Source organism: Marinomonas sp. TI.3.20, from assembly GCF_038155025.1.
Lineage (GTDB): Bacteria > Pseudomonadota > Gammaproteobacteria > Pseudomonadales > Marinomonadaceae > Marinomonas > Marinomonas flavescens.
Map to the genome: position 1 here is coordinate 66,278 of NZ_JBAKAS010000003.1, position 22,324 is coordinate 88,601.

At 41.4% G+C, this 22,324-nt stretch carries 21 protein-coding genes; 4 read left to right on the forward strand and 17 right to left on the reverse strand.

The features are described from left to right. Positions 1–31 precede the first annotated feature (31 nt). Positions 32–412: an aspartate 1-decarboxylase gene (gene panD, locus V6259_RS04500; RefSeq protein ID WP_133011939.1), complete on the forward strand. Its 381-nt coding sequence runs from the start codon at positions 32–34 to the stop codon at positions 410–412. Positions 413–519: 107 nt separating this feature from the next. Here panD and tpx read toward each other — a convergent pair whose 3' ends face one another. Then, a complete protein-coding gene (gene tpx / locus V6259_RS04505) occupies positions 520–1,017 on the reverse strand; it encodes a thiol peroxidase (protein WP_341583481.1) in 498 nt (165 codons plus the stop codon). A 31-nt stretch (positions 1,018–1,048) separates the two neighbouring features. Then, positions 1,049–1,519 (reverse strand): cold-shock protein, encoded by a 471-nt coding sequence (locus tag V6259_RS04510; RefSeq protein WP_276312845.1) that lies wholly within the window; start codon positions 1,517–1,519, stop codon positions 1,049–1,051. 278 nt (positions 1,520–1,797) lie between these two features. Here V6259_RS04510 and V6259_RS04515 point away from each other — a divergent pair, with 278 nt between their 5' ends. After that, positions 1,798–2,019 carry a SlyX family protein gene (locus V6259_RS04515; protein WP_240537050.1) on the forward strand — a complete coding sequence of 74 codons (222 nt, stop codon included), beginning with the start codon at positions 1,798–1,800 and terminating at the stop codon, positions 2,017–2,019. Positions 2,020–2,044: 25 nt separating this feature from the next. Here V6259_RS04515 and V6259_RS04520 read toward each other — a convergent pair whose 3' ends face one another. The 8 genes from V6259_RS04520 to cysM all read right to left on the reverse strand — a co-directional run bounded on the left by V6259_RS04520 (position 2,045) and on the right by cysM (position 12,651). Next, positions 2,045–2,830 (reverse strand): class I SAM-dependent methyltransferase, encoded by a 786-nt coding sequence (locus tag V6259_RS04520; protein ID WP_341583483.1) that lies wholly within the window; start codon positions 2,828–2,830, stop codon positions 2,045–2,047. 147 nt (positions 2,831–2,977) lie between these two features. Continuing rightward, entirely contained in the window at positions 2,978–3,685 is a 708-nt protein-coding gene (gene tsaB / locus V6259_RS04525; RefSeq protein ID WP_341583484.1) for a tRNA (adenosine(37)-N6)-threonylcarbamoyltransferase complex dimerization subunit type 1 TsaB, read from the reverse strand. Between the two features lie 6 nt (positions 3,686–3,691). After that, on the reverse strand, positions 3,692–4,348 hold the full coding sequence (adk, locus tag V6259_RS04530; protein WP_341583485.1) for an adenylate kinase: 657 nt from the start codon (positions 4,346–4,348) through the stop codon (positions 3,692–3,694). 225 nt (positions 4,349–4,573) lie between these two features. Beyond that, complete coding sequence (gene ppc / locus V6259_RS04535; RefSeq protein WP_341583486.1) at positions 4,574–7,204, reverse strand: phosphoenolpyruvate carboxylase; 2,631 nt, start codon at positions 7,202–7,204, stop codon at positions 4,574–4,576. A gap of 62 nt (positions 7,205–7,266) precedes the next feature. Continuing rightward, the gene (gene mazG / locus V6259_RS04540) at positions 7,267–8,073 is read right to left on the reverse strand and encodes a nucleoside triphosphate pyrophosphohydrolase (protein ID WP_341583487.1); all 807 of its coding nucleotides are present in this window, start codon (positions 8,071–8,073) and stop codon (positions 7,267–7,269) included. Beyond that, complete coding sequence (gene relA, locus V6259_RS04545) at positions 8,070–10,319, reverse strand: GTP diphosphokinase (RefSeq protein WP_133011946.1); 2,250 nt, start codon at positions 10,317–10,319, stop codon at positions 8,070–8,072. Before relA ends, mazG begins: the two co-directional genes overlap by 4 nt. A gap of 16 nt (positions 10,320–10,335) precedes the next feature. Further along, positions 10,336–11,652 carry a 23S rRNA (uracil(1939)-C(5))-methyltransferase RlmD gene (gene rlmD, locus V6259_RS04550; protein ID WP_341583488.1) on the reverse strand — a complete coding sequence of 439 codons (1,317 nt, stop codon included), beginning with the start codon at positions 11,650–11,652 and terminating at the stop codon, positions 10,336–10,338. Positions 11,653–11,754: 102 nt separating this feature from the next. Next, entirely contained in the window at positions 11,755–12,651 is an 897-nt protein-coding gene (gene cysM, locus V6259_RS04555; protein ID WP_133011948.1) for a cysteine synthase CysM, read from the reverse strand. Positions 12,652–12,786: 135 nt separating this feature from the next. Between cysM and V6259_RS04560 the strand changes: the two genes are divergently transcribed. Continuing rightward, positions 12,787–13,011: a hypothetical protein gene (locus tag V6259_RS04560; protein WP_341583490.1), complete on the forward strand. Its 225-nt coding sequence runs from the start codon at positions 12,787–12,789 to the stop codon at positions 13,009–13,011. A gap of 141 nt (positions 13,012–13,152) precedes the next feature. Continuing rightward, on the forward strand, positions 13,153–15,834 hold the full coding sequence (locus tag V6259_RS04565; RefSeq protein WP_341583491.1) for a response regulator: 2,682 nt from the start codon (positions 13,153–13,155) through the stop codon (positions 15,832–15,834). On the opposite strand, the gene acpS is transcribed toward V6259_RS04565, so the two are convergent. The 7 genes from acpS to V6259_RS04600 form a co-directional block, all read right to left on the reverse strand. Beyond that, positions 15,812–16,198 carry a holo-ACP synthase gene (acpS, locus tag V6259_RS04570; protein ID WP_133011951.1) on the reverse strand — a complete coding sequence of 129 codons (387 nt, stop codon included), beginning with the start codon at positions 16,196–16,198 and terminating at the stop codon, positions 15,812–15,814. The genes V6259_RS04565 and acpS overlap by 23 nt on opposite strands. Before the next feature lie 62 nt (positions 16,199–16,260). Continuing rightward, positions 16,261–17,001, reverse strand: a complete 741-nt coding sequence (recO, locus tag V6259_RS04575; RefSeq protein ID WP_341583492.1) for a DNA repair protein RecO — start codon at positions 16,999–17,001, stop codon at positions 16,261–16,263. 27 nt (positions 17,002–17,028) lie between these two features. Further along, positions 17,029–17,931: a GTPase Era gene (gene era, locus V6259_RS04580; protein ID WP_133011953.1), complete on the reverse strand. Its 903-nt coding sequence runs from the start codon at positions 17,929–17,931 to the stop codon at positions 17,029–17,031. Beyond that, complete coding sequence (gene rnc / locus V6259_RS04585) at positions 17,931–18,608, reverse strand: ribonuclease III (RefSeq protein WP_133011954.1); 678 nt, start codon at positions 18,606–18,608, stop codon at positions 17,931–17,933. The genes era and rnc overlap by 1 nt, the downstream gene beginning before the upstream one ends. Positions 18,609–18,624: 16 nt before the next feature. Then, positions 18,625–19,449 carry a signal peptidase I gene (lepB, locus tag V6259_RS04590; protein ID WP_133011955.1) on the reverse strand — a complete coding sequence of 275 codons (825 nt, stop codon included), beginning with the start codon at positions 19,447–19,449 and terminating at the stop codon, positions 18,625–18,627. Positions 19,450–19,502: 53 nt separating this feature from the next. Beyond that, the gene (lepA, locus tag V6259_RS04595; RefSeq protein ID WP_341583494.1) at positions 19,503–21,308 is read right to left on the reverse strand and encodes a translation elongation factor 4; all 1,806 of its coding nucleotides are present in this window, start codon (positions 21,306–21,308) and stop codon (positions 19,503–19,505) included. Positions 21,309–21,596: 288 nt separating this feature from the next. Beyond that, a complete protein-coding gene (locus tag V6259_RS04600) occupies positions 21,597–22,229 on the reverse strand; it encodes a riboflavin synthase subunit alpha (RefSeq protein ID WP_133011957.1) in 633 nt (210 codons plus the stop codon). Positions 22,230–22,324 lie beyond the last annotated feature (95 nt).

Below are 22,324 nucleotides of genomic sequence, written 5' to 3' on the forward strand. Positions count from 1 at the left end.
AACGACCACATTAGATTAAGAGAATCGATCCATGCAAATTACACTTCTTAAAGGCAAACTTCATATGGCAAGCGTCTCCCAAGCAGAGCTTTGGTATGACGGTTCATGCGCCATTGATAAAGACCTTGTAGAGCTAGCTGGCTTTCGCGAATTTGAAAAAATAGATATTTATAATGTCGACAACGGAGAACGCTTTCACACTTACGTCATTCTAGCGGAAGCAGGATCTGGCACTATTTCCATGAACGGCGCCGCCGCCAGAAAAGTTCAAGTAGGCGATCGCGTCATCATTGCAACTTATGGCCAATTCGAAGAAAGTGAAGCGGATGAGTTCAAACCTAAACTAGTCTATTTAAACAAAGACAACACGGTTGAGCGCACCACCAACACAATTCCTGTTCAAAAAGACTAACCGTTTCTTTTTCAAGATAACTCTTTTCTTTAAAACAATAAAAAGCCAGTTAAGCATCGCTTGACTGGCTTTTTTTGTACTTGAGCTAGAGTCTTCTTAGAACAGAATTAACCTAAAACAGCCAAAGCGGCGTCATAGTTTGGCTCATCTGCAATTTCAGCAACTTGCTCTGTATGAAGCACTTTACCATTTTCATCCAACACAACAACCGCACGAGACAACAGACCCACAAGAGGCCCTGTTGAAAACGTCAAACCGTAGTCGTCGCCAAAAGAAGAACGGAAGCTTGAGCCAGTATCAACATGATCGATACCTTCAGCACCACAAAAACGTGCGGCAGCAAATGGTAGGTCCGCAGAAACACACAGAACATTAACACCTTTTAAAGACGCTGCAGACTCATTAAATTTACGTACTGATGTCGCACATGTAGGCGTATCAATAGAAGGAAAAATATTTAAAACTAATTTAGCGCCTTGGTAATCGTTTAATGACACCAAAGACAAATCAGTTTTCACCAATTCGAATGCAGGCGCTTGTGTTCCAACAGCTGGAAGTTCACCAACTGTTTCGATTTGATTACCTTTAAGTGTTACTGATGACATGATTTTTCCCTTAACTATCTATAAAAATATACTAGCCACGAACAATAGAAACGTTCTCAGCCTGTTTACCCTTTTCCCCTTCTGTTACATAGAAGCGAACAAGTTGGCCTTCAACTAGAAAACGGCGACCACGACCGCGAATTGCACGGTAATGAACAAATACGTCATCACCATTTTCCATTGTTAAGAAGCCAAAACCCTTAGATGAGTTAAACCACTTAACCGTACCTTGCTCGCGATCATCGTCTTCATCTTCTTCAGATTGAGAACTAGAACCGAAACCATTTTTCTGACTCACTACAGCGCCAACATAAACAGACACTAAAATAGACGCAAAATAAACCAAGTAATTAGTATCTAGAGCTTCACCTAATACAGTAGCAATTAGTAATGGAACAACTAAAGCAATTACCAAACTTACAACAAGTGCGCGTACTGAAAATAAAGGCGAACCAACAGAAGATTCCTTGTGACTCGTAACATTGTCCTGATGATCATTCATAACTGTGTCTCTTGTTAAATTAATATATTTTATGATTCGAGAGAATGCATTACCTAGGTAAAAACACTTTCGTTAAATTAGTACAAATGTAAAAAATTAAGTTTTTTACTACACTCTTACGAAATTGCCATGTGAAGCGGAAGAAGATCATAGTAAAATACTCTTTTATTCAAGAGCAAGTTCCGCGCCATTTCCTATTCTAATGTGCAAAGAATCTGCATGCAACATATAGAAAGGCTCCGAAATTAAGAGCTTAGCACATTAAGGTTACCATACTGATGCCATCGATGAATACCTTAGATACAGAGCTTCGTATAGATGAACTCGAATACAAACTTCAATTTCAAGAAGACATGATAGATAGCTTAAATCAGTCCTTAATTTTGCAGCAAAGAGACTTATTGTTAATGCAAGAAAGAATAAAAATTCTCGCTAAGCAACTAGAATCAAACCGTCAACAACAAAACATTGTTGAAGGTGAAGCACCACCTCATTACTAATATCTAAATCCAGATATAATCACGATCAATTTACGTCTAATGATTTTAGAACATAAATATCAAAACGCCCCGATTTACCTTCTAATTTATAGGTTGGCTCCGTACTATTTAAGTAGGGAGCCCCTTTAGGTCGCTTAACAACAACACGATACTCTGCGATATCCAGTGCTTTTGGCAATAAAAGATCTGCATCATCGTCCCTTCCCACCAAATCACGAAAGAACGCCATTTCTTTCTTTGCAGCAGCAGAAGACTTATCTGTATGAGGGTACATAGGGTCCAAGAAAACCACATCAAAGCGCTGATTACTCAGCGTGGTAATATCCCCTTTCATTAATGACATACGAGCAGCAATATCATTCACTTCAAAATGCAAAGAAGCCCTATACAAGCCATCTTCTAACATTGCTCTAACAAAACCCACTCGCTCACACAACCCAACATGACAACCCAGACTTGCCAAAACAAACGAATCTCGGCCAAGCCCAGCTGTTGCATCTAAGACCGATAAATTACTGCGCTTATTTAAGCCAACTGCTTTGGCAATATCTTGCCCCTTGCCGCCGCCAAAACGTCTTCGATGATCAACCGCACCTGAGGTAAAGTCCACAGAAACGGGCTTGGGAGCCCCCTTACCTGTTTTTGCTAGCATCAAGTGCTCATGATATTTAATCAGTAAATAATCAAATTGATTAACAAACTTAAGCTCTGTCTTCAATGATAAATAAGGTAAACCCAAAGACTGAGCCAAGGCTTTTGAGCTCATGTCATTAAAAGAATTATCTGAGGCAACAGCAAGAGAACTTAACAAAAGGGTTTATTCCAATTAGAGTATAAATAAGACGAGCAACAAAGAGAGTACAGAGAAACACAATAAGAAGAGACAATCAAAGACGAGTGATAAAGGTTAAAAGAGACATTTTTCAATGATCAAAGTGACTCTTTTTACCCACAACAACTATCTTTTTCCGACTTTAGGCGCCTGTTTCTCCCAGGTAATTTCATCTCTCAAATAAGTTGGCATTGCCTCATATGAGGAGACAGTTTTCCCTTGAGAGAATAACTCTAGCGCCAATTCCGCGATACAAGCCGCTCGCGGGGCCATATCGACAAACACATGTTCAGGCTTTTTCGGCAGTAAATTAGACAAGATATCTTCATACAGCCAACCAGAGCCAACACCTTGATACTCTTCTTCAAACTCGACAAGTGCATCCGGTTTAACCACACGCTCATCAAAAAGACTCTTTACAAGATAATGGCCTTCTACTTTATTGACATAATATCCCGCAACGTAAATTTCGCCCATTCGCGCATCAAGTGCTGACAACCAATAGTTATGCCCTGTTTTTTGGAAACCTTCTAGTGCCTGAGCAGCTAAGGTAGAAACAGGAACCACAGGGAGGTCTGCGCCATACGCTAACCCCTGAACCACTCCCGCACTAATACGAAGACCCGTAAACGAGCCAGGGCCTCGACCAAAGGCAATCGCATCAAGATCGGACAATGCTAATCCCGCCTGCTGAAGCACTTGCTCCACCATAGGCAAGATCAAATCATTATGTTGTCGCGGTGCCATGCGAAAATCCTCAAGCACCACTCCATCAATATTTAACGCGACAGAACAGGCAGGAGTTGAAGTATCTAAAGCTAATATTGCGGTCATTAATAATTAAGCCTTCAAGGAAGCCAGTAAACTTTGTTTGATCTCGTTCAAATCACCCACACCGTTTACCTTAATAAATTTAGGTGCAGTGGCGCTGTCGGCTTTTAGCCATTCTTGGTAGTAGCCAATTAGTGGCGCAGTCTGTTCGTGATAAACACCAAGACGCTTACGTACGGTTTCTTCCACATCATCGACGCGTTGCACTAATTCTTCACCAGTGACATCATCTTTTCCTTCCACTTTAGGCGGATTATAAACAAGATGATAAGTACGCCCAGAAGCTTCATGAACACGACGACCACTCATACGCTTAACAATCTCTTCATCCGCAACATCGATTTCAACAACATAATCAATGTTCACACCAGCATCTTTAAGTGCGTCAGCCTGAGGAAGTGTACGAGGAAAGCCATCAAACAAAGCACCTTTAACACAGTCTTCCTGCGTCAGACGCTCTTTGACTAAACCGATAATAATGTCATCAGAAACTAATTGCCCAGCATCCATTACCGCTTTCGCTTTCAAGCCCATTTCGCTACCCGCTTTCACAGCAGCTCGAAGCATATCACCGGTAGAAATTTGTGGAATACCAAATTCTTCTGTAATAAATTGCGCTTGAGTACCCTTGCCTGCGCCGGGCGCACCTAATAATATTACTCGCATAAAAAGTCTCCAAAAGTCAGTCTATAAACTGAAAAACAAGTCCATCTGCCGTACTTAAAACACACACAAAAAAGGCGCGGAAACACAGCGTAGAAACAGATAGCCTGCAAAGTAAAAAATAAATGGTCGCCAAGCATACCCAAGCAACCCTTTAAGATGCAAATTTACTGTCTTATTTTCGCTATTTCCGCACCTATATTGAGCATATTTTAACCGTTATTCGATTTAGCCCGTATTTTGCATACCACTTGCAATACCTGCCATGGTAATCATAAGGGCCTTATTGACCTCGTGATTCTCTGTGTTTTTTCTACTACGGTACAATAATTCAGCCTGTAAATAATGCAGCGGATCTATGTATGGATTACGTACATCAATCGATTGGCGAATTGTTTTATTATCTTCAATTAGGCGATTTTGCTGCTTGAGCTCTTTGACTAAACGACTCACTTGAGCCAGTTTATTACGCAACAATCGACCTAAGCCCCGTAAATCTTCACCCACCAGACGCTTTTCATAATACTCTGAAATTTCCGGCTCAGCCTTAGCCAGAACCATATCAAGCATATCGAGATAAGCGCCAAAAAATGGCCATTTTTTATGCATTTCCCTAAGCTTTTCTAGATTACCAGATTCGATGGCTTGCTCTAGTGCCGTTTCCGCACCCAACCAAGCTGGTAGCATCAATCGAATCTGCATCCAAGCAAAGATCCAAGGAATCGCTCTTAAGCTTTCTACGCCACCGTCAGAACGCCTACGCGCTGGTCTGGACCCCAATGGTAACTTGGCCAGCTCCTGTTCTGGTGTCGTCGCTCTAAAGTAAGGAACAAAGTCTTCATGCCCAAGGACAATAGAACGATATTGATTCATACCGACTTCCGACATTTCATCCATGATAGCTCGCCATTCTTCTTTTGGCTCTGCCGCTGGCATTAATGTCGCTTCCATTACGGCTGAACAATACAGTTCAAGAGAGCGTACTGCGATGTCAGGAATACCAAATTTAAAACGAATCATTTCGCCCTGCTCAGTCACACGAATAGAGCCGTTAACAGAACCCGGTGGCTGAGACAGAATAGCAACATGAGCCGGGCCGCCGCCACGACCTACAGTACCGCCACGACCATGAAATAATGTCAGGTGGACGCCATGTTTCTGACACAAACGAGTTAATGCTTCTTGCGCTCTGTATTGACCCCACGTCGCCGCAATTTGGCCTGCGTCTTTTGCTGAATCCGAATAGCCAATCATGACTTCTTGGCGTCCATCAATATAAGACTTATACCAAGGAAGAGAGAATAACTGTTCAATAATGGGCTCTGCATTATCAAGATCCGCTAACGTTTCAAAAAGCGGAACAATACGCATAGGAAAAGCAACACCAGACTCTTTAAGCAGCAAGGCTACCGCAAGAACATCAGATGGCGCACTTGCCATAGAAATAACATAAGAACCAAAAGAACTCTTATCGCCTTTAGCAATCATTAAAAAGGTATCTAGTACTTCTTTCACTTCCTCTGAAGGCGACCAACTTGATGGTAAAAGCGGACGTTTAGAGTTTAACTCTGTCAGTAAGAAAGCTTGACGTGATGCTTCATCCCATTCGGAATAATCCCCTACGCCATAAAAACGTGTAATCGCAGATAAGGCATCTATATGACGAGAGGCATCTTGTCGAACATCTAAGCGCACCAATGTCATACCAAACGTCGCAGTACGTCGAATTAAATCCAACAAGGAACCATTCGCGATCACTTTCATACCGCAGTCAATCAAAGACTGATAGCACAGCACAAGATCATCATATAGCTCTTTACTGTTTAACATGACCCCCTCATCAGAAGGAGTTTTACCATCTAACTGCGCTTTCGCCCAATTTTTGGTGGCCATGATTTTATTTTCTAAATTGCGCAATATGTCACGGTAAGGTTGAGCACTTTCTCCCACTCGTTCACGTAACTCTGGGCTGCACTGTGTCATAGAAAATTCTGAACGTAGCACGTTCAAATCTTTGATATAAAGATCTGCAGCCATCCATCGAGCCAATAAAGTCACTTCTTTTGTGACTTTATGAGTAACATTTGGATTACCATCTCTGTCTCCACCCATCCAAGTCGCGAAGCGAATAGGAGATAGATCTAGAGGTAAATGTACCCCTTTTGAATATTGTCCAAATTGATCGTCCAATTGTCTAAAAAAGCGAGGTACCGCTTCCCACAAAGACTGTTCAATAACAGCAAAGCCCCATTTTGCCTCATCTACAGGCGTTGGGCGCTCTTCACGAATTTCATCTGTATGCCACGCTTGGGTAATGATTTCTTGAAGACGGCGGACATGCTTTGTTTCTTCAAGAGGAAGTATATTGTCTTTATCAAGAGACTCTAATTCGGTTGAAATATTGTCGTACTTACGAATCAATGAACGACGCACGACTTCGGTTGGATGCGCGGTTAAAACCAACTCGATAGATTGATCTTTCAGCGCGGCTAACATTTTATCTGCGGTAACGTTTTTTGCAGATAGGCGAGAAAGCAGATCACCAACCGGGTTTTGATAAACCCCCAAACTCTCATTAGTACGACGTCGGTGTACTCTATGATATTGCTCGGCAATATTGGATAGATTAAGAAACTGATTAAAAGCACGAGCAACCGGAACGATATCTTTATCATCCAGCGCTTCAAGTGCTGCTATCAAGGCTGTCGAATCCCCTGTTTGACGACCTTCTTTTGACAACAACCTAATATTTTCAACTGTCGCTAAGAAATCATCACCTAAATGATTACTCATGGCCTCCCCAAGACAGTCACCTAATAGCCGGACATTTTCACGCAATGATGCCTGATTATCGCTCACTTAAACCTCTCCTTAACCCCTAAAAAACGTCTATAATTATTATGTTTTAGTAACCGAGATTGCTATAACCCTTCGCGCTTTGCTTGTACCCAATATTGATCCAATTCCTCTAAGGAACAGTGTGATATTTCTTTGTTTTGCTCTGACAACAACGCTTCAATACGAGCAAACCGACGGCGGAATTTAACATTTGTTCGATTAAGCGCAATGTCTGGCGATACCTTGACATGACGAGCCAAATTACTCATAGCAAACAAGATGTCACCCATCTCCGCCTCTATATGATCTTGATCCATCTCTTTCATTGCGGATTCTAATTCGTCTAATTCTTCACGAATCTTATCGAAAACCGGCGCTGTATTATCCCAATCAAAACCCACTTTCGCCGCTTTTTTCTGCAATTTATCCGCTTGCATCATAGCAGGCATAGAAACAGGCACATCATCCAGTAAGCTTTGTTGCTTTTGATGTGCTTTTTCCTGTGCTTTGATTTTTTGCCACTGACCCGCTAACTCTTGCTCAGTAAAAGCAGAAGATTGCCCAAAGCTTGTTAAACAACCATCTGGAAAGACGTGCGGGTGTCTGCGCAACATTTTTTCAACAATCCCGCTAACAATATCATCAAAGTCAAAACGCCCTTCTTCTCGCTCTATTTGCGCATAAAAAACAATTTGAAAAAGTAGATCTCCAAGCTCTTCTTTTAAGTGCTCGTGATCGCCTCGTTCAATAGCATCGAGCACCTCATAAGTTTCTTCTAAGGTATAGGGCGCTATGGTGTTCACCGTTTGCCGTTGATCCCAAGGGCAACCTTTTTGACTATCTCTAAGGCAAGCCATCAAGGTCAACAGTTGATCAATTGGCGGCTTCAAAAGTCTTTTTCTCTAAATACGTTTAACACATTTGGCAATTGATCTATACGATGCAATAACTTACTCAACACGCCCAACTCACCTACCTCAATCGTAAATCGAATGACCGCAGTATGGCTGTCTTGTGTAGATAAAGTATTCATCGACAATAAATTAACCTTCTCATTGGCTAATAAGCTGGTAATGTCATTAAGCAAGCCTGTCCGGTCATAAGCTTCCACCTGAATATTAACGGGATAAAGATTATCCAGCTCTTCTCCCCAGCTCACTTCCACCATACGTTCAGGCTCATCTAAGCTCATTTGGACAACATTGATACAGTCTTCCTTGTGAATCGAGACTCCACGCCCTTGAGTGATGTAACCAACAATACTGTCACCGGGAATAGGCGAGCAACATTTCGCCATTTGCGTCAGAAGTTTGCCTACTCCGAGTATATGAATATCATTATCTGATGATTTATGACGACTCTTTTTAAGACGAATTGGGCGAAGCGTGGGTGCTTTTCCATCTAGCCCATATAAATCATCAATCGCATGAAGCACACGAGATAACTGAATATCTCCTGCACCCAAAGCAACATAAACCTCATCCGTGGTAGAGAAATTAAACTTCGCCGAGAGTTTTAATAAATCAACTTTATTCTCTTCAATGCCTAACTTTTTAAACTGCTTATCTAAAAGGCTCTTACCGGCATCTAAATTTTTCTCACGATCTTCTTTTCGAAACCAATTTTGAATTTTTGCACGGGCTCGGTTTGTTTGCACATAACCAAAAGTAGGATGTAGCCAATCACGGCTGGGTCTTCCTTCGTTCGAAGTAAGAATCTCAACCTTATCTCCCGTTTTTAAATGGGTCACAAGAGAGATGATTTTCCCGTTCACTTTAGCGCCGCGACAACGATGGCCTATTTCGGTATGAACACGGTAAGCAAAATCGATCGGTGTCGCATTGACAGGCAGATCGACCACATGACCATCTGGTGTAAACACATAAATACGATCTTGTTCAATGTCGCTACGGACCTGCTCTGATAGCGACTCCAGATCACCTTGAACCTCATGGAAGTCCAAAATAGTTCTCAGCCACTGTAGTTTTTCTTCATAACTAGTACTGTTTGAACTCAGATCTGTGCCTTTATATTTCCAGTGAGCACATACCCCCAACTCAGCATCCTCATGCATTTTGTGAGTACGAATCTGTATTTCAAGCGCCCTACCTTGAGGTCCAATCACGGCCGTATGTAAAGACTGATAACCATTGGTTTTAGGGTTACTAATATAGTCGTCAAATTCTTGAGGAATCGGTCGCCATAGGTTATGAACGACCCCAAGAACACCATAACATTCCATGGTTTCATCAACCAAAATACGCACAGCACGAACGTCGTAAACCTCATCAAAACCAATATTTTTGCGCTTCATTTTGCGCCAAATACTGTAGATGTGCTTGGCTCGGCCCATTAGATCTGCGTGAATATTAATATTCTCAAGACGCGCCCTGAGAATATTAATCACGTCTTCAATATACTGCTGACGATCTAAACGTTTTTCATCCAACCAAGTGGCAATGCGCTTGTAATCAGAAGGGTAAAGGTAACGGAAAGAAAGATCCTCCAGCTCCCATTTAATGTGACCAATGCCTAGGCGATGAGCAAGCGGGGCATAAACACTTTGCACTTCTAGGGCAACAGCAACGCGCCTCGCTTCATCTTGGTGCTTAGCTTCCTTAATGGCACAGGCCCGCTCAGCAAGCTTAATCAAAACAACTCGCACATCATCTATGATAGAAACTAACATTTTGCGCAGCGATTCTAATTGATTTTCACTGCTGCCTAAGACTTCTGTGGCAGTGTCAGCGGTGAGGTTTTTTGACACCTCACCCATGCGAATAACCCCTTCGATCAACGAAGCGACTTTGCGACCAAACATATCGACAACACGAGAAAGTGGCAACTGATCTTCGCGCACGACACGATATAATGCCGCAGCTAAAAGAGAGTCTTGATCTGCTCGAAAACCTGATAATATCTCAACCATCTCAAGGCCGGCGCGGAAAGTACTCGCTTGCGGCCCCCAATAAGAATGTCGAGGGGATTGGAGTTCTGCCTGTCGAGCAAGTTCGCAAGCCATGCGCAAAGGAATTTTGGCGCTTTCATCTACTTTATCAGCAAACTGCTCCATCCAACGGTTAATATCAACTGTACCATCTTCTAAAATAGGATGGTCTTTTCTGACTGTTACCATTTACTTGCCCTTCAATTTACTTCTTTTTTTGCAGCAACATCATTGTCTCTACATGAGACGTTTGAGGAAACATCTCCATCAAACTAACTCGCAATACTTTATATCCTTTCGCAACCAAATACTCAGCATCCCGCGCTAAAGTAGAAGCACTGCAAGAAACATACAATATTTGCATTGGTTTGATCTTAACTATGCTATCTAGGAACTCTAGAGCCCCCGCACGAGGTGGATCAAGTAGTACTTTTGTGACATCTATTTTTGACAAATTCACCGAATCTGACTGGGTTAAATCTGCGGCTAAGAATGTAATATTATCTAATTGATTTAGCTGAGCATTTTTCCGGCCAGCTTCAACCATATTTTCTTGTACTTCAATCCCTACAACCTGCTTAGCTCGCTTTGCTAACGGCAAAGAGAAATTACCAACACCACAGAACAAATCTAAGACAACATCATTGTCATTAGGCTCTAGCCATGCCATCGCTTGAGCAACCATTTTCTGATTCATCATCTCGTTGACTTGAATAAAATCTTGAGGATGATAATTAAAGGTTAATCCATCCAATTCATAGTGTCGTAATGCACCATCTTCAACCGCGGCTTTAGATTCACCTGGTTGCTGCCAATAAAGCGCAACATCTTGTTCGCCAGCCCATACTTGCCAATGCGCCTTCAGGTCATCTGAAATCACGTCAGTTAAACGAAACACCACGGCTGCGCCTTTGGCGTCTTCTAACAACTCGATATGCCCTAGCTGATGGACTAATGAGCTGCCTGCCAGAGAAACTTTTAACTCTGCGTAAACCATCTGGAGCTTTTCAGTGAGAACAATACATTGATCAATTTGAATAATATTCTTAGAAGCCTTACCTCTGAATCCCATCTGAAAGCTCTCTTTATGAGACTGAATGGAAATTCTTGCACGACGACGATATTTCGTAGGAGCATCGGCTAAATATTCAATATTCACCTTTGACGCTACATTACGTAATTGCCCTTCTAGCCAATTTTTTTTAGCTTCAAATTGTTGTGGCTCAGCAAGATGCTGAAAGCTACATCCGCCACATTTAGAAAAGTGGACACATTCGGGAGTTACTCGATAAGGGCTAGGCTGAGTAATTTGAACTAAATTAGCCTCATCGAATCGGCGTCCCTCTTTAAAAACCTGCGCTTCTACTATTTCACCAGGCAAAGCACCGTCGATGAATGTTACTTTTCCAGCAAGGCGAGCGACGCCTTTTGCTTCATTGGTTAAAGCATCCACCTGATATGATTGAACAGGTCCTAGGGAATGCGTCTTAGGCGAGCGGCGTGACGGTGTTCTTCTTCTCAATGGAGACTCTCTAATTAGAATGGGATTCAATAAATATTGCTATTCTAGCGCATCTATTTATCGATCCCTACTATTTATCACCCCATATCAAAGACAACAAATTTACGCGGGATTAAACACACCAGTTGAAAGGTAGCGATCACCTCGATCACAAACAATCGCCACAATTACCGCATTATTGACTGTTTTTGACAACTCTAGCGCGGCAAAAACCGAGCCACCCGAAGACACACCACAAAAAATACCTTCTTGTGTCGCCAAACGGCGCATTGTTGTCTCTGCATCGTCTTGACCCACATCCATCACAGTATCGACACGCGTTTCATCGAAAATAGCAGGGAGATATTCTTTCGGCCAACGGCGTATCCCAGGAATACTGGAGCCTTCTTGTGGCTGTAAGCCAACAATCTCAATCTCTGGATTTTGCTCTTTTAAATAATGCGACACGCCCATAATAGTACCTGTGGTCCCCATTGAGCTCACAAAGTGCGTCACTGTGCCTTGAGTTTGTTGCCAAATTTCAGGTCCAGTGCTCACATAATGCGCATTAGGATTGTCTTGGTTGCCAAACTGATTAAGTACCTTCCCAAGACCTTGAGCCTGCATTTCCATAGCCAGATCACGAGCACGCTCTATGCCCTCTTCTTTGGTTACTAAATGCAGTTCTGCACCATAAGCCGTCATTGCTGACTTACGCTCTTGGCTCATGTTATCTGCCATAATAAGGTGCATTTTGTAACCTTTAATGGCTGCAGTCATCGCCAATGCAATCCCCGTATTGCCACTGGTAGCCTCAATCAGACTATCTCCTGGCTGGATTTCACCGCGCAACTCTGCTTGCACTATCATGTTTAACGCAGGACGATCTTTTACCGAACCTGCGGGATTCTGCCCTTCTAGCTTCAGCAAAATAGTGTTGCTGGCATTAGGGTTGATACGCTGTAAGCGTACTAATGGGGTTTGTCCTATAATAGACTCTATCGTTGGATATTGGCTCATAAAAAACTTCATTGACATTAATAACGTAGGAAATCAAACTTAACATTTAGGTATATTTAAAAACACTATAACTAAAGAATAAAATAAGAATTCGTTATAAACTTAGTTGAGAATTCACGTTTTGGAGAAAATGCTATGCGCAACACCTTATATATAGGTACCTTAGTCTCCCTAATATTCATCGGTGGATGCGATATGTTCGCAAGCCCTGCAGCCGACATACCAGACAATGAGCTAAGAAGTAAATGGCGCGAATGCAAGTACATTAAAAATCCATCCAAAACCAAAGTGTTGGCTTGCGAGAACTACCAACGCGAGTGTGATCGACGTAAAAACAAGGGTAATTTGGCTTGTTACTAAAACAAACCTTAGGTGCGATATAAAGTGAAGCACCTCAGATTTCCAACCAACATCCCACCTAGTCATCGGCTTTTTTGGATGCTGTTTGCCCCTATATTTATCATTTCATTATTATCCTGTGTATTTATATTTGCTTATAGAATGAATGACTTAAACACACAAATGGACAAAAAAGCCCTTAGCATTACCAACCAGCTCGCCGTTACCAGTGAATACGCCATCATAATTTCAAACAAAAAACTGATGACGCAACTTCTAGAAAATGCGTTAAGTTACGACAACATCCACAATATCACTATTTTCAACAGCGATAAAAAAATCATTTCAGAAATTGGCCCTTCCGCATATATACCAATACCACAACTGCCCTCCGTTGCTTACATAAAAAAATCAAATGACTTTCTTGCTAATGTACGACCGATTTACCATACCCCACCCCCTATAGACAGTACATTCACGACGCAACCCGATACCTTTAACTCACAAACTCAGCGTCATATTATTGGTTGGATCAAAGTAGAGACAAGTACCTATCAATTAGATATTGCAAAATACCAGCTGTTCTTTTTACTTGTTTTTCTGTTGGCTATTTTTAACGCATTAATCGCATTAATTGCTTGGCGTGTTGCAATATCTTTCACTCAACCAATAGAAAAACTTTCATTGGCACTCAAAAAACTCACAAAAAGCCAGTATCCTTCAGCCAAATCCATCAAACTACCAACCCACTATTCAGAGATACAAAAAAACGTATTAGAGCTGGCTGAACGACTCGAAAACCACCAAGAAGAACTCACCGCTGGCATCGAACAATCCACTGAAGACATGCGCAGAAATATGGATAGCATGGAAGAAAAAAGTGCTCAGCTATACATTGCAAACAAAGAAGTAATGGAATCCAGTCGACTTAAATCTCAATTTCTCGCGAACATTAGTCATGAAGTCAGAACACCACTTAATGCCATCTTGGGCTATACAAAAATCCTCCAAAAGAACATCAAAGACAGCCAGAACAAAATCTATGTGGATACCATAGAACAATCCACTAACAATCTATTGGCCATTATTGGTGATATTTTAGATTTCTCAAAAATTGAAGCGGGAAAACTTAGCCTTGATCACAGCCAAGTCAACATTAGGGAGCTAGTCGATGATGTTTATCAAACCCTAAGCGCAAACCTATTAACCTCCGACAAACAGATAGACCTAGTAACAGACTTCTCTCCTGACGTGCCACAAATTATGGTGGGTGATAGCATCCGTATTCGCCAAGTACTCACCAATCTAATTAGCAATGCGCTGAAGTTTACCAATAAAGGATCGATCAATACCAAAGTCATATTATCCAATCAAATCGAGGATCAGATCACCCTATCTTTTCAAGTAATTGATACTGGCATCGGTATTCCTGAGGATAAAATAAGCAAATTATTTAAACCCTTCTCACAAGTTGATACCAGCACAACTCGTAGAGTTGCTGGCACAGGACTAGGGCTTGTAATTACTAAAAAACTAGTAGAGCAAATGGGCGGTAATATCGGCATTAGCAGCACAGCAGATATAGGCTCAACCTTTTACTTTACCTTAAAATTAAAACGCTCAACCAAGCCCCAGCCCATACAAGAAAATCTTGGAAAACACATTCTATTTTTAGAGCCTAGCAGCACTTATCGAAACTATCTAAGTCACTACTTTGATGAAATTGGCGTAGAAAACGCCCCCTGTTCAGGGGTAGAACAAGTCATTTCAAAACTTAATAAACACCATCTCAATGTGGATGCTATTCTCATTAATGTCATTCCAAACGACCAGAGTACCAATGAAGCTCAAGAGTTAGCGTCATATGCCATTAAGCAATTCAACATCCCGTGTATTTTGATGATTCAACCACCTGGACAAATAAACCATTACCCAGCACTTAAAGCATTTGCCAACGAAGTACTGCTCAAACCGATCTGCCATAAGCACTTATTCAATGCTCTTAAAAATATCCAACCACCCAATACGTTAGTTCCGATTGAGCAGATAAGCGATACCTTAGCCATTGAGAAACAAGCGGTAGCGCTCACTAAATTAACGGGATTAAAAATACTTGCGGTAGACGACACGCCCGTTAATTTACAGCTATTAACTCATTGGTTAACGCCTAACGGACTGGATGTTTTCTTAGCTTATAGCGGTAAAAAAGCCATTGAGATGGCACAAGAAGAACAGTTTGACCTCATCCTAATGGACATTCAAATGCCCGAAATGGATGGCTTGGAAACCACACAACATTTACGCGAACTTGAAGCCTATAAAGACATACCGATAGTGGCATTAACCGCTCACGCGCTTGGCTCAGAACAAGATAAAATATTAGCATCTGGCATGAATGCTTACTTAACAAAGCCAGTTGATGAAAATATTCTTCTCAACACCATCGAAACCTGGTGCCTAAAGAAAGAGGGTATTAAAGAGCACCTAGATGCCCAGATTCTCAGCGCATTTGACTTAAAAAAAGCACTTTATATCGTAGATCAAAAAAGCGACATTGCTAAAGAAATGTTTGACATGCTAACCGACTCGTTAGAAAACGAAAAGAAACTCCTTCGACACCATTTTGAGAACCAAGACATCGAAAAAATGATTCATATCGTACATCGAATCAACGGTGCATCGAAATACACAGGCACTACGGAATTAACGCGTCATGCAGGCTTTTTAGAAACACACCTGAAGGAATTAGGAATGGAAGATACTGACGGCGTTTTAGAGGACTTCTTAGAAAGTATTGATGCGCTACTCAATATTCGCAACCTTATTGCTTGGCCTCAAGAATAACAAACGCTTGAGCATAGGCCTTTTCATCTGTCAGACTTAAATGCCATGAGATTGGCATATTAAAACGAGATTCAATTTTTTCATCAACACTAAGTATTGGTTGACCTGACGGTAGGTTACTAATTTGAAAATGTTGAAAGCTAATGCCATTCCCTATACCTGTCCCTAGAGCTTTCACCGCCGCTTCTTTGGCCGCAAACCGCTTAGCAACAAAAGAATTGCGCTTCTGCTCATTCGTTATTTTCGCCCATTGTTCTTTTTCATTTGATGTAAGAATACGATCAATAAAACGCTCACCCAGCTTGGCAATAGAATCAGAAATTCGGGCCACATCAACTAAATCCGTACCAATACCAATAATCAAAATAGCTCCTCAGAATAAATAATCTTTATCATTTTCAAACAATAGCCACCAAAGACGACAAACTAAAATACGCTTCGAAAAATAGGCACTCCGTTCAACCGTTCACCTTGAAATTCTTGCTTAGGAAGTAATCGTCTGGCACTGACAGGCTTACCATTTAATAAGCCATCCAACCAAGAGCGATGCAACGTTTTAGCCAAACTCAACACATGCTTATTGGTCCACGCCCCTGCGTAGTAATCAAGTGCCACTTTCCCTTCGACATACAGCAGAGGTGCCTGTTTAGGCAACTCACCAAAATAAGGCCTTAGACCAAATTTCTGATGAAATTGATACACTTGCTTTGCATCTAGCGGCTCTCCACGACTCGTTGACGCCATGTTTATAGAAACACCTAGCTCTGCAAACAACCCGACTTCGAAGCGCCTTAAGATAGGGGCAATAGCGACACCTGCATGCAAACTACTAATTAGCCATTGATAAAGTTCATAGATCTCAGGAAGCGGTAAATTAAGCGGCAATAAGCGCTCTAAAATCTCATGAATATACAAAGCGGCATAAAGAGGCACACCATCTAGATAAAAGCCAGCTTGAACAGACTCCATACTTTTAATGGTTTTCAGCTCACCACGGCCCACACACTCAATTTCAAAACACAAAAAAGGCCCAGGTATTACCCGAGCCTCTTTTTTAGGTAAGCGCCACACTCCTCGCAATAATCCTTGCTCAAGTGTTAGCAAATCCACAAGGATTTTGCCATCTTGAAAAGGACGAGTATGAATAACATAGGCACTAACACGCATGCTGTTTAGCCTTTTTTGATAACCAAATTACTCTTCTTGATAGCCTAAACTAGCCAATGCACGTTCATCGTCAGACCAGCCAGAACGCACTTTGATCCAAAGATTCAACATAACTTTATGCTGAAATAAATTCTCCATATCAATACGCGCTTCTTTACCTATCAATTTTATCTTATCACCACGCTCACCAATAATGATGCGCTTTTGGCCATTTCGCTCAACCAAAATCAGCGCGCTTATATGAATAGCCGTCTCTTCATACACAAATTCTTCAATCTGCACAGCCACTTCATAAGGAACTTCTTGGCCCAATTGACGGGTGATTTTTTCACGCACAATTTCAGCGGCTAAAAATCGAGAACTACGGTTAGTAATTTGGTCTTCAGGATAGAACGCGGTGCCTTCAGGAAGATAACTTTCTACTAACCGCTCAAGACGATCTAAATTTTTATTACGTAATGCAGAAATTGGCACTATTTGCGCAAAATTCATTCGCTCTGATAAATTCGCTAAACGCGGCAAGATGTCATCTTTATTTTCAATTTGGTCAACCTTGTTGGCCACTAAAACAACAGGACAACGAGCGTGTTTTACTTTTTGTAAAACCGACTCATCTTCTTCTGTCCAGCGATCAGCGTCCACAACAAATAAAATCACATCCACATCTTTCAACGCGGCTGATGCGGTTTTATTCATAAAGCGGTTAATCGCTTTTGTTTCACCTATATGTAACCCAGGCGTATCAACATAAATAGCTTGAAGATGCCCTTCTGTTTTTACGCCTAAAATTTGATCACGCGTTGTCTGAGGCTTACGAGAAGTAATCGAAAGCTTTTGTCCTAAAATATGGTTCAACAATGTTGATTTACCAACATTTGGGCGTCCTACTATAGCAACATAGCCACAGTGAGTTATTTCAACATCAGACATTATTTCTTTTCCAATTGTTTAAGGGCTTTAGCCGCCGCATTTTGTTCTGCAATTCGACGACTATTACCTTTGCCTTCGATTGGCTTATCAGATAATTCTATCTGACAATGCACAAAGAAGGTTTGATCATGTGGCTCGCCAACAATTTGCACAACGTCATAGATAGGAAGTGCGTGTTTTCTAGCCTGAAGAAACTCTTGTAAACGTGTTTTTGCATCTTTAGTCACAATTTTTAATGACGTAGCATCTAAACGTTCTTTATACCAAGCTAATATGTGTTCACGACAAACATCCATGCCGGCATCCAAATACATACCACCAATGATGCCTTCAACCGCGTCTTCTAAAATAGAGTCTCGACGAAATCCACCGCTTTTCAACTCACCGGCACCCAGTTTAAGGTAATCACCTAACTGAAACTCACGTGCCAATTCAGCTAAGGTATCGCCCTTTACTAAAGACGCCCTAAGTCGGCTCAGCTCTCCCTCTTTTGCTTTAGGGAACCGATGGAACAAGTCTTCCGCGATCACATAATTAAGAATAGAATCGCCTAGAAATTCTAGACGTTCATTATTTTTACCCGCAAAACTGCGGTGTGTTAGCGCTAATTCAAGCAGTCCAAGGTCAGCGAAAAAGTAACCTATACGCCGACACAACTTCTGATACAGTGCACTCAAAATTTCTCCAAAATACTTATTCAATCAAACCATTATATTTAAAACTTGGAATACTCAAAAACTTATTCCAATGAAGCCATACATAAAAAGCACGACCTTTTAGATTTGCTTCTGGTACAAAGCCCCATACTCGGCTGTCTGCACTATTATCTCGATTATCACCCATAACAAAATAATGACCTTTCGGCACAATCCAATCACCCTCAAGAGGGTTCGGGTAATAATTGTTATAAATTTCGTGCTTTTTACCACCTAAATCTTCATTAAAAACACGAACAGGCTCTTGATTTGGATTTAAAGATGTTGGTAGTTCTGCCAGTAAATCCTTACTAACCTGTTTGCCGTTAATGGTTAAGATTTTATTATGATAGCTCACCACATCACCTGGTAGGCCAACTAAACGCTTAATATAGTTTAGACTAGGATCACGAGGGTATTTAAATACCACTACATCACCACGTTTCGGCTCTGTCGTTTCGATGATTTTTGTATTAAGCACGGGCAAACGAATGCCGTAGTCAAACTTATTCACCAAAATGAAATCGCCAATTTTTAACGTTGGCAACATAGAGCCAGATGGAATCTGAAACGGCTCAACAACAAAAGAACGCAAAAAGAAGATAACCGCAATAATGACAAAATAGGATTTAACCTCAGCCACATACTTTGGTGTATTCGCCAATAATTGCGCATCATTTTTGTTCAAAGCAGTACGTACTTCTGGTGGCATTTCGGCCAATATTGCCTTACGTTTTGGCAAAAACACAATACGGTCAAACAGCCAAAAGGCGCCAGTTACTAAAAAAGCAATGGTTAATATTAACTCGAAATCAAAACCCATACATCTGTCTCCATAAAAGCGTGCATAACACGCCAAGCCTAATGTCGTGACAATTAGCTATCGATTTGTAATACAGCAAGAAACGCAGACTGTGGCACTTCGACATTACCAACCTGTTTCATGCGCTTTTTACCGTCTTTCTGTTTCTGTAACAATTTTTTCTTACGACTTACATCACCGCCATAACACTTAGCAATTACGTTTTTACGCAATGCTTTGACCGTAGTACGAGAAATAACTTTCGCACCAACAGCCCCTTGTATTGCCACATCAAACATTTGACGAGGAATCAGTTCTTTCATTTTTTCACACAGAGCGCGACCTTTATATTGGACGTTATCTTTATGCATAATGAGAGCTAATGCATCAACGCGCTCACCATTAATAAGGACATCCAAACGAACCAATGGCGCTGGGCTAAAATGGGAAAAACTATAATCTAGAGAGGCAAAACCACGACTACAAGATTTCAATTTATCAAAGAAATCCATTACCACTTCATTCATTGGCAATTCATAGCGTAATTGAACTTGCTTACCTACATATAACATGTCTTTTTGAATACCACGTTTTTCAACGCATAAGGTAATCACGTTGCCCAAAAATTCTTGAGGAACAAGAATGTTCGCTTCGACAATCGGCTCGCGCATTTCCTTAATAGTACCGGGATCAGGCATTTTTGAAGGGCTATCCACATTAAGTACTTCACCATTATTCAATTCAACTTCAAACACCACTGTCGGTGCCGTTGTAATCAAATCTAGATCGTACTCACGCTCTAAACGCTCTTGGATAATTTCCATGTGCAGCATACCGAGGAAGCCACAACGAAACCCAAAACCCAACGCATCGGAGCTTTCAGGTTCAAAAAATAATGATGCATCGTTTAGCGTTAATTTATCCAACGCGACTCGAAAATCCTCATAATCATCAGAACTAACGGGAAACAATCCTGCATAGACTTGCGGTTTTACTTTTTTGAAACCCGCAAGCTGAGGAACATTGGGTGTTGTTGAATGCGTTATCGTGTCACCTACTGGCGCACCATGAATGTCTTTAATACCTGCTACGACATAACCTACTTCACCGGCTTTTAGTACCCCTGTTTCTTTACGTTTAGGAGTAAAAATACCAGCCATATCAACAAGGTGAGTTTGTTTTGTAGATTTAATGAAGATTTTGTCTTTTTTACGCAGAGTCCCTTCTTTAATACGAACAAGGGAAACAACACCGAGGTAATTATCGAACCAAGAGTCAATAATCAACGCTTGAAGAGGCGCGTCAATATCACCCTCTGGTGGTGGTATAGTGGCCACAAGACGCTCAAGAACATCATCGACACCAACACCTGTTTTAGCGGAACACGTCACCGCATCAACTGCATCAATGCCAATAATCTCTTCTATTTCTTCACAAACCCGCTCTGGTTCGGCTTGAGGCAAATCAATTTTATTAAGCACAGGCATAACTTCAAGGCCTTGCTCTATCGCGGTATAACAGTTAGCAACCGACTGAGCTTCTACACCTTGTGCCGCATCAACCACCAATAAAGCCCCTTCACACGCGGCTAAAGAGCGTGAGACTTCATACGAAAAGTCAACGTGTCCCGGTGTATCGATAAAGTTAAGCTGGTAGGTTTTGCCATCTTTCGCATGATAGTCCAAGGTAACACTCTGAGCCTTGATCGTGATGCCACGTTCACGTTCTATATCCATAGAATCAAGAACTTGTGCTGACATTTCACGTTCACTCAAGCCTTCACAGGTTTGAATAAAGCGATCTGCCAAGGTCGATTTACCATGGTCGATATGGGCGATAATACTAAAATTGCGTATGTGCTTGAGATTATTTGAAGACACTATTTACTCACACTTTAAAAGCGACATTTGGTTGGATAACGGTTCATAATCGACGGTTCCAGCAGTTTTTTTACTGGTCATAACCAGCTATGCTCGCAACAGGCTCGCTAAAAGCCCATACCGAATGATTTATCAACAGATTCTCAGAATAGAAATTGGCGAGCATTCTACCGAAAATCAACCAACTACTCCATTTATTTAAAAGTATGACTACTTTCTGTTACCGCGATAAAACAACCCATATTAGATAGTCTAACGCGTATATTAAATTCCCCATGAGTTACATGACTAAGGCAACACCACACCACGTTCCTTTAAAATTCGCTCAACCGTATCAACGGTTGCTTGAGTATGTGTATCAACTTCCAAATTCACTTTATCACCCACGGACAGTTGACCAAACGTCGTCAAGCGCAATGTTTCTGGAATCAACGACACTTCGATCCAATCGTCTCCTACATTGCTAATGGTTAAACTAGAGCCATTTAAACCAACATAACCCTTATCAAACAAATAACGTCTTGCATCGACTTCTTGCTGACGATCCGTTGTAAAACGAATGTGAACACTTTCAGCAACCTGCTCTATACGGGATACTGTCACTGACGTCATTATATGGCCTGACATAAGATGACCACCTATTTCATCACCCACTTTTGCAGCACGCTCAAAATTAACAGAATCGCCTGCACCCAATAAGCCAATATTGGTTAATGCCAATGTAGTATCAATAACATCAAACGTCAGTACATCATGAGCCAATGCAGATACCGTGAGACAGACCCCATTGATTGCAACACTGGCACCTAGCTGTTGATTCTGCATAGAGCCAACAGGAAAGAGAATGTTGAGACGTTTATTACGACCTACCGTTTCAGATGACTTAACCGATGCCACACCTTGGACAATGCCAGTAAACATGAAAATTCCTTTATCAAATCTAAAAGTTTTTATACTCAAAATAGCAATAAGTGGATAACTTGTGAGCATATGAAGAAGAAATGAACACCTTAGCT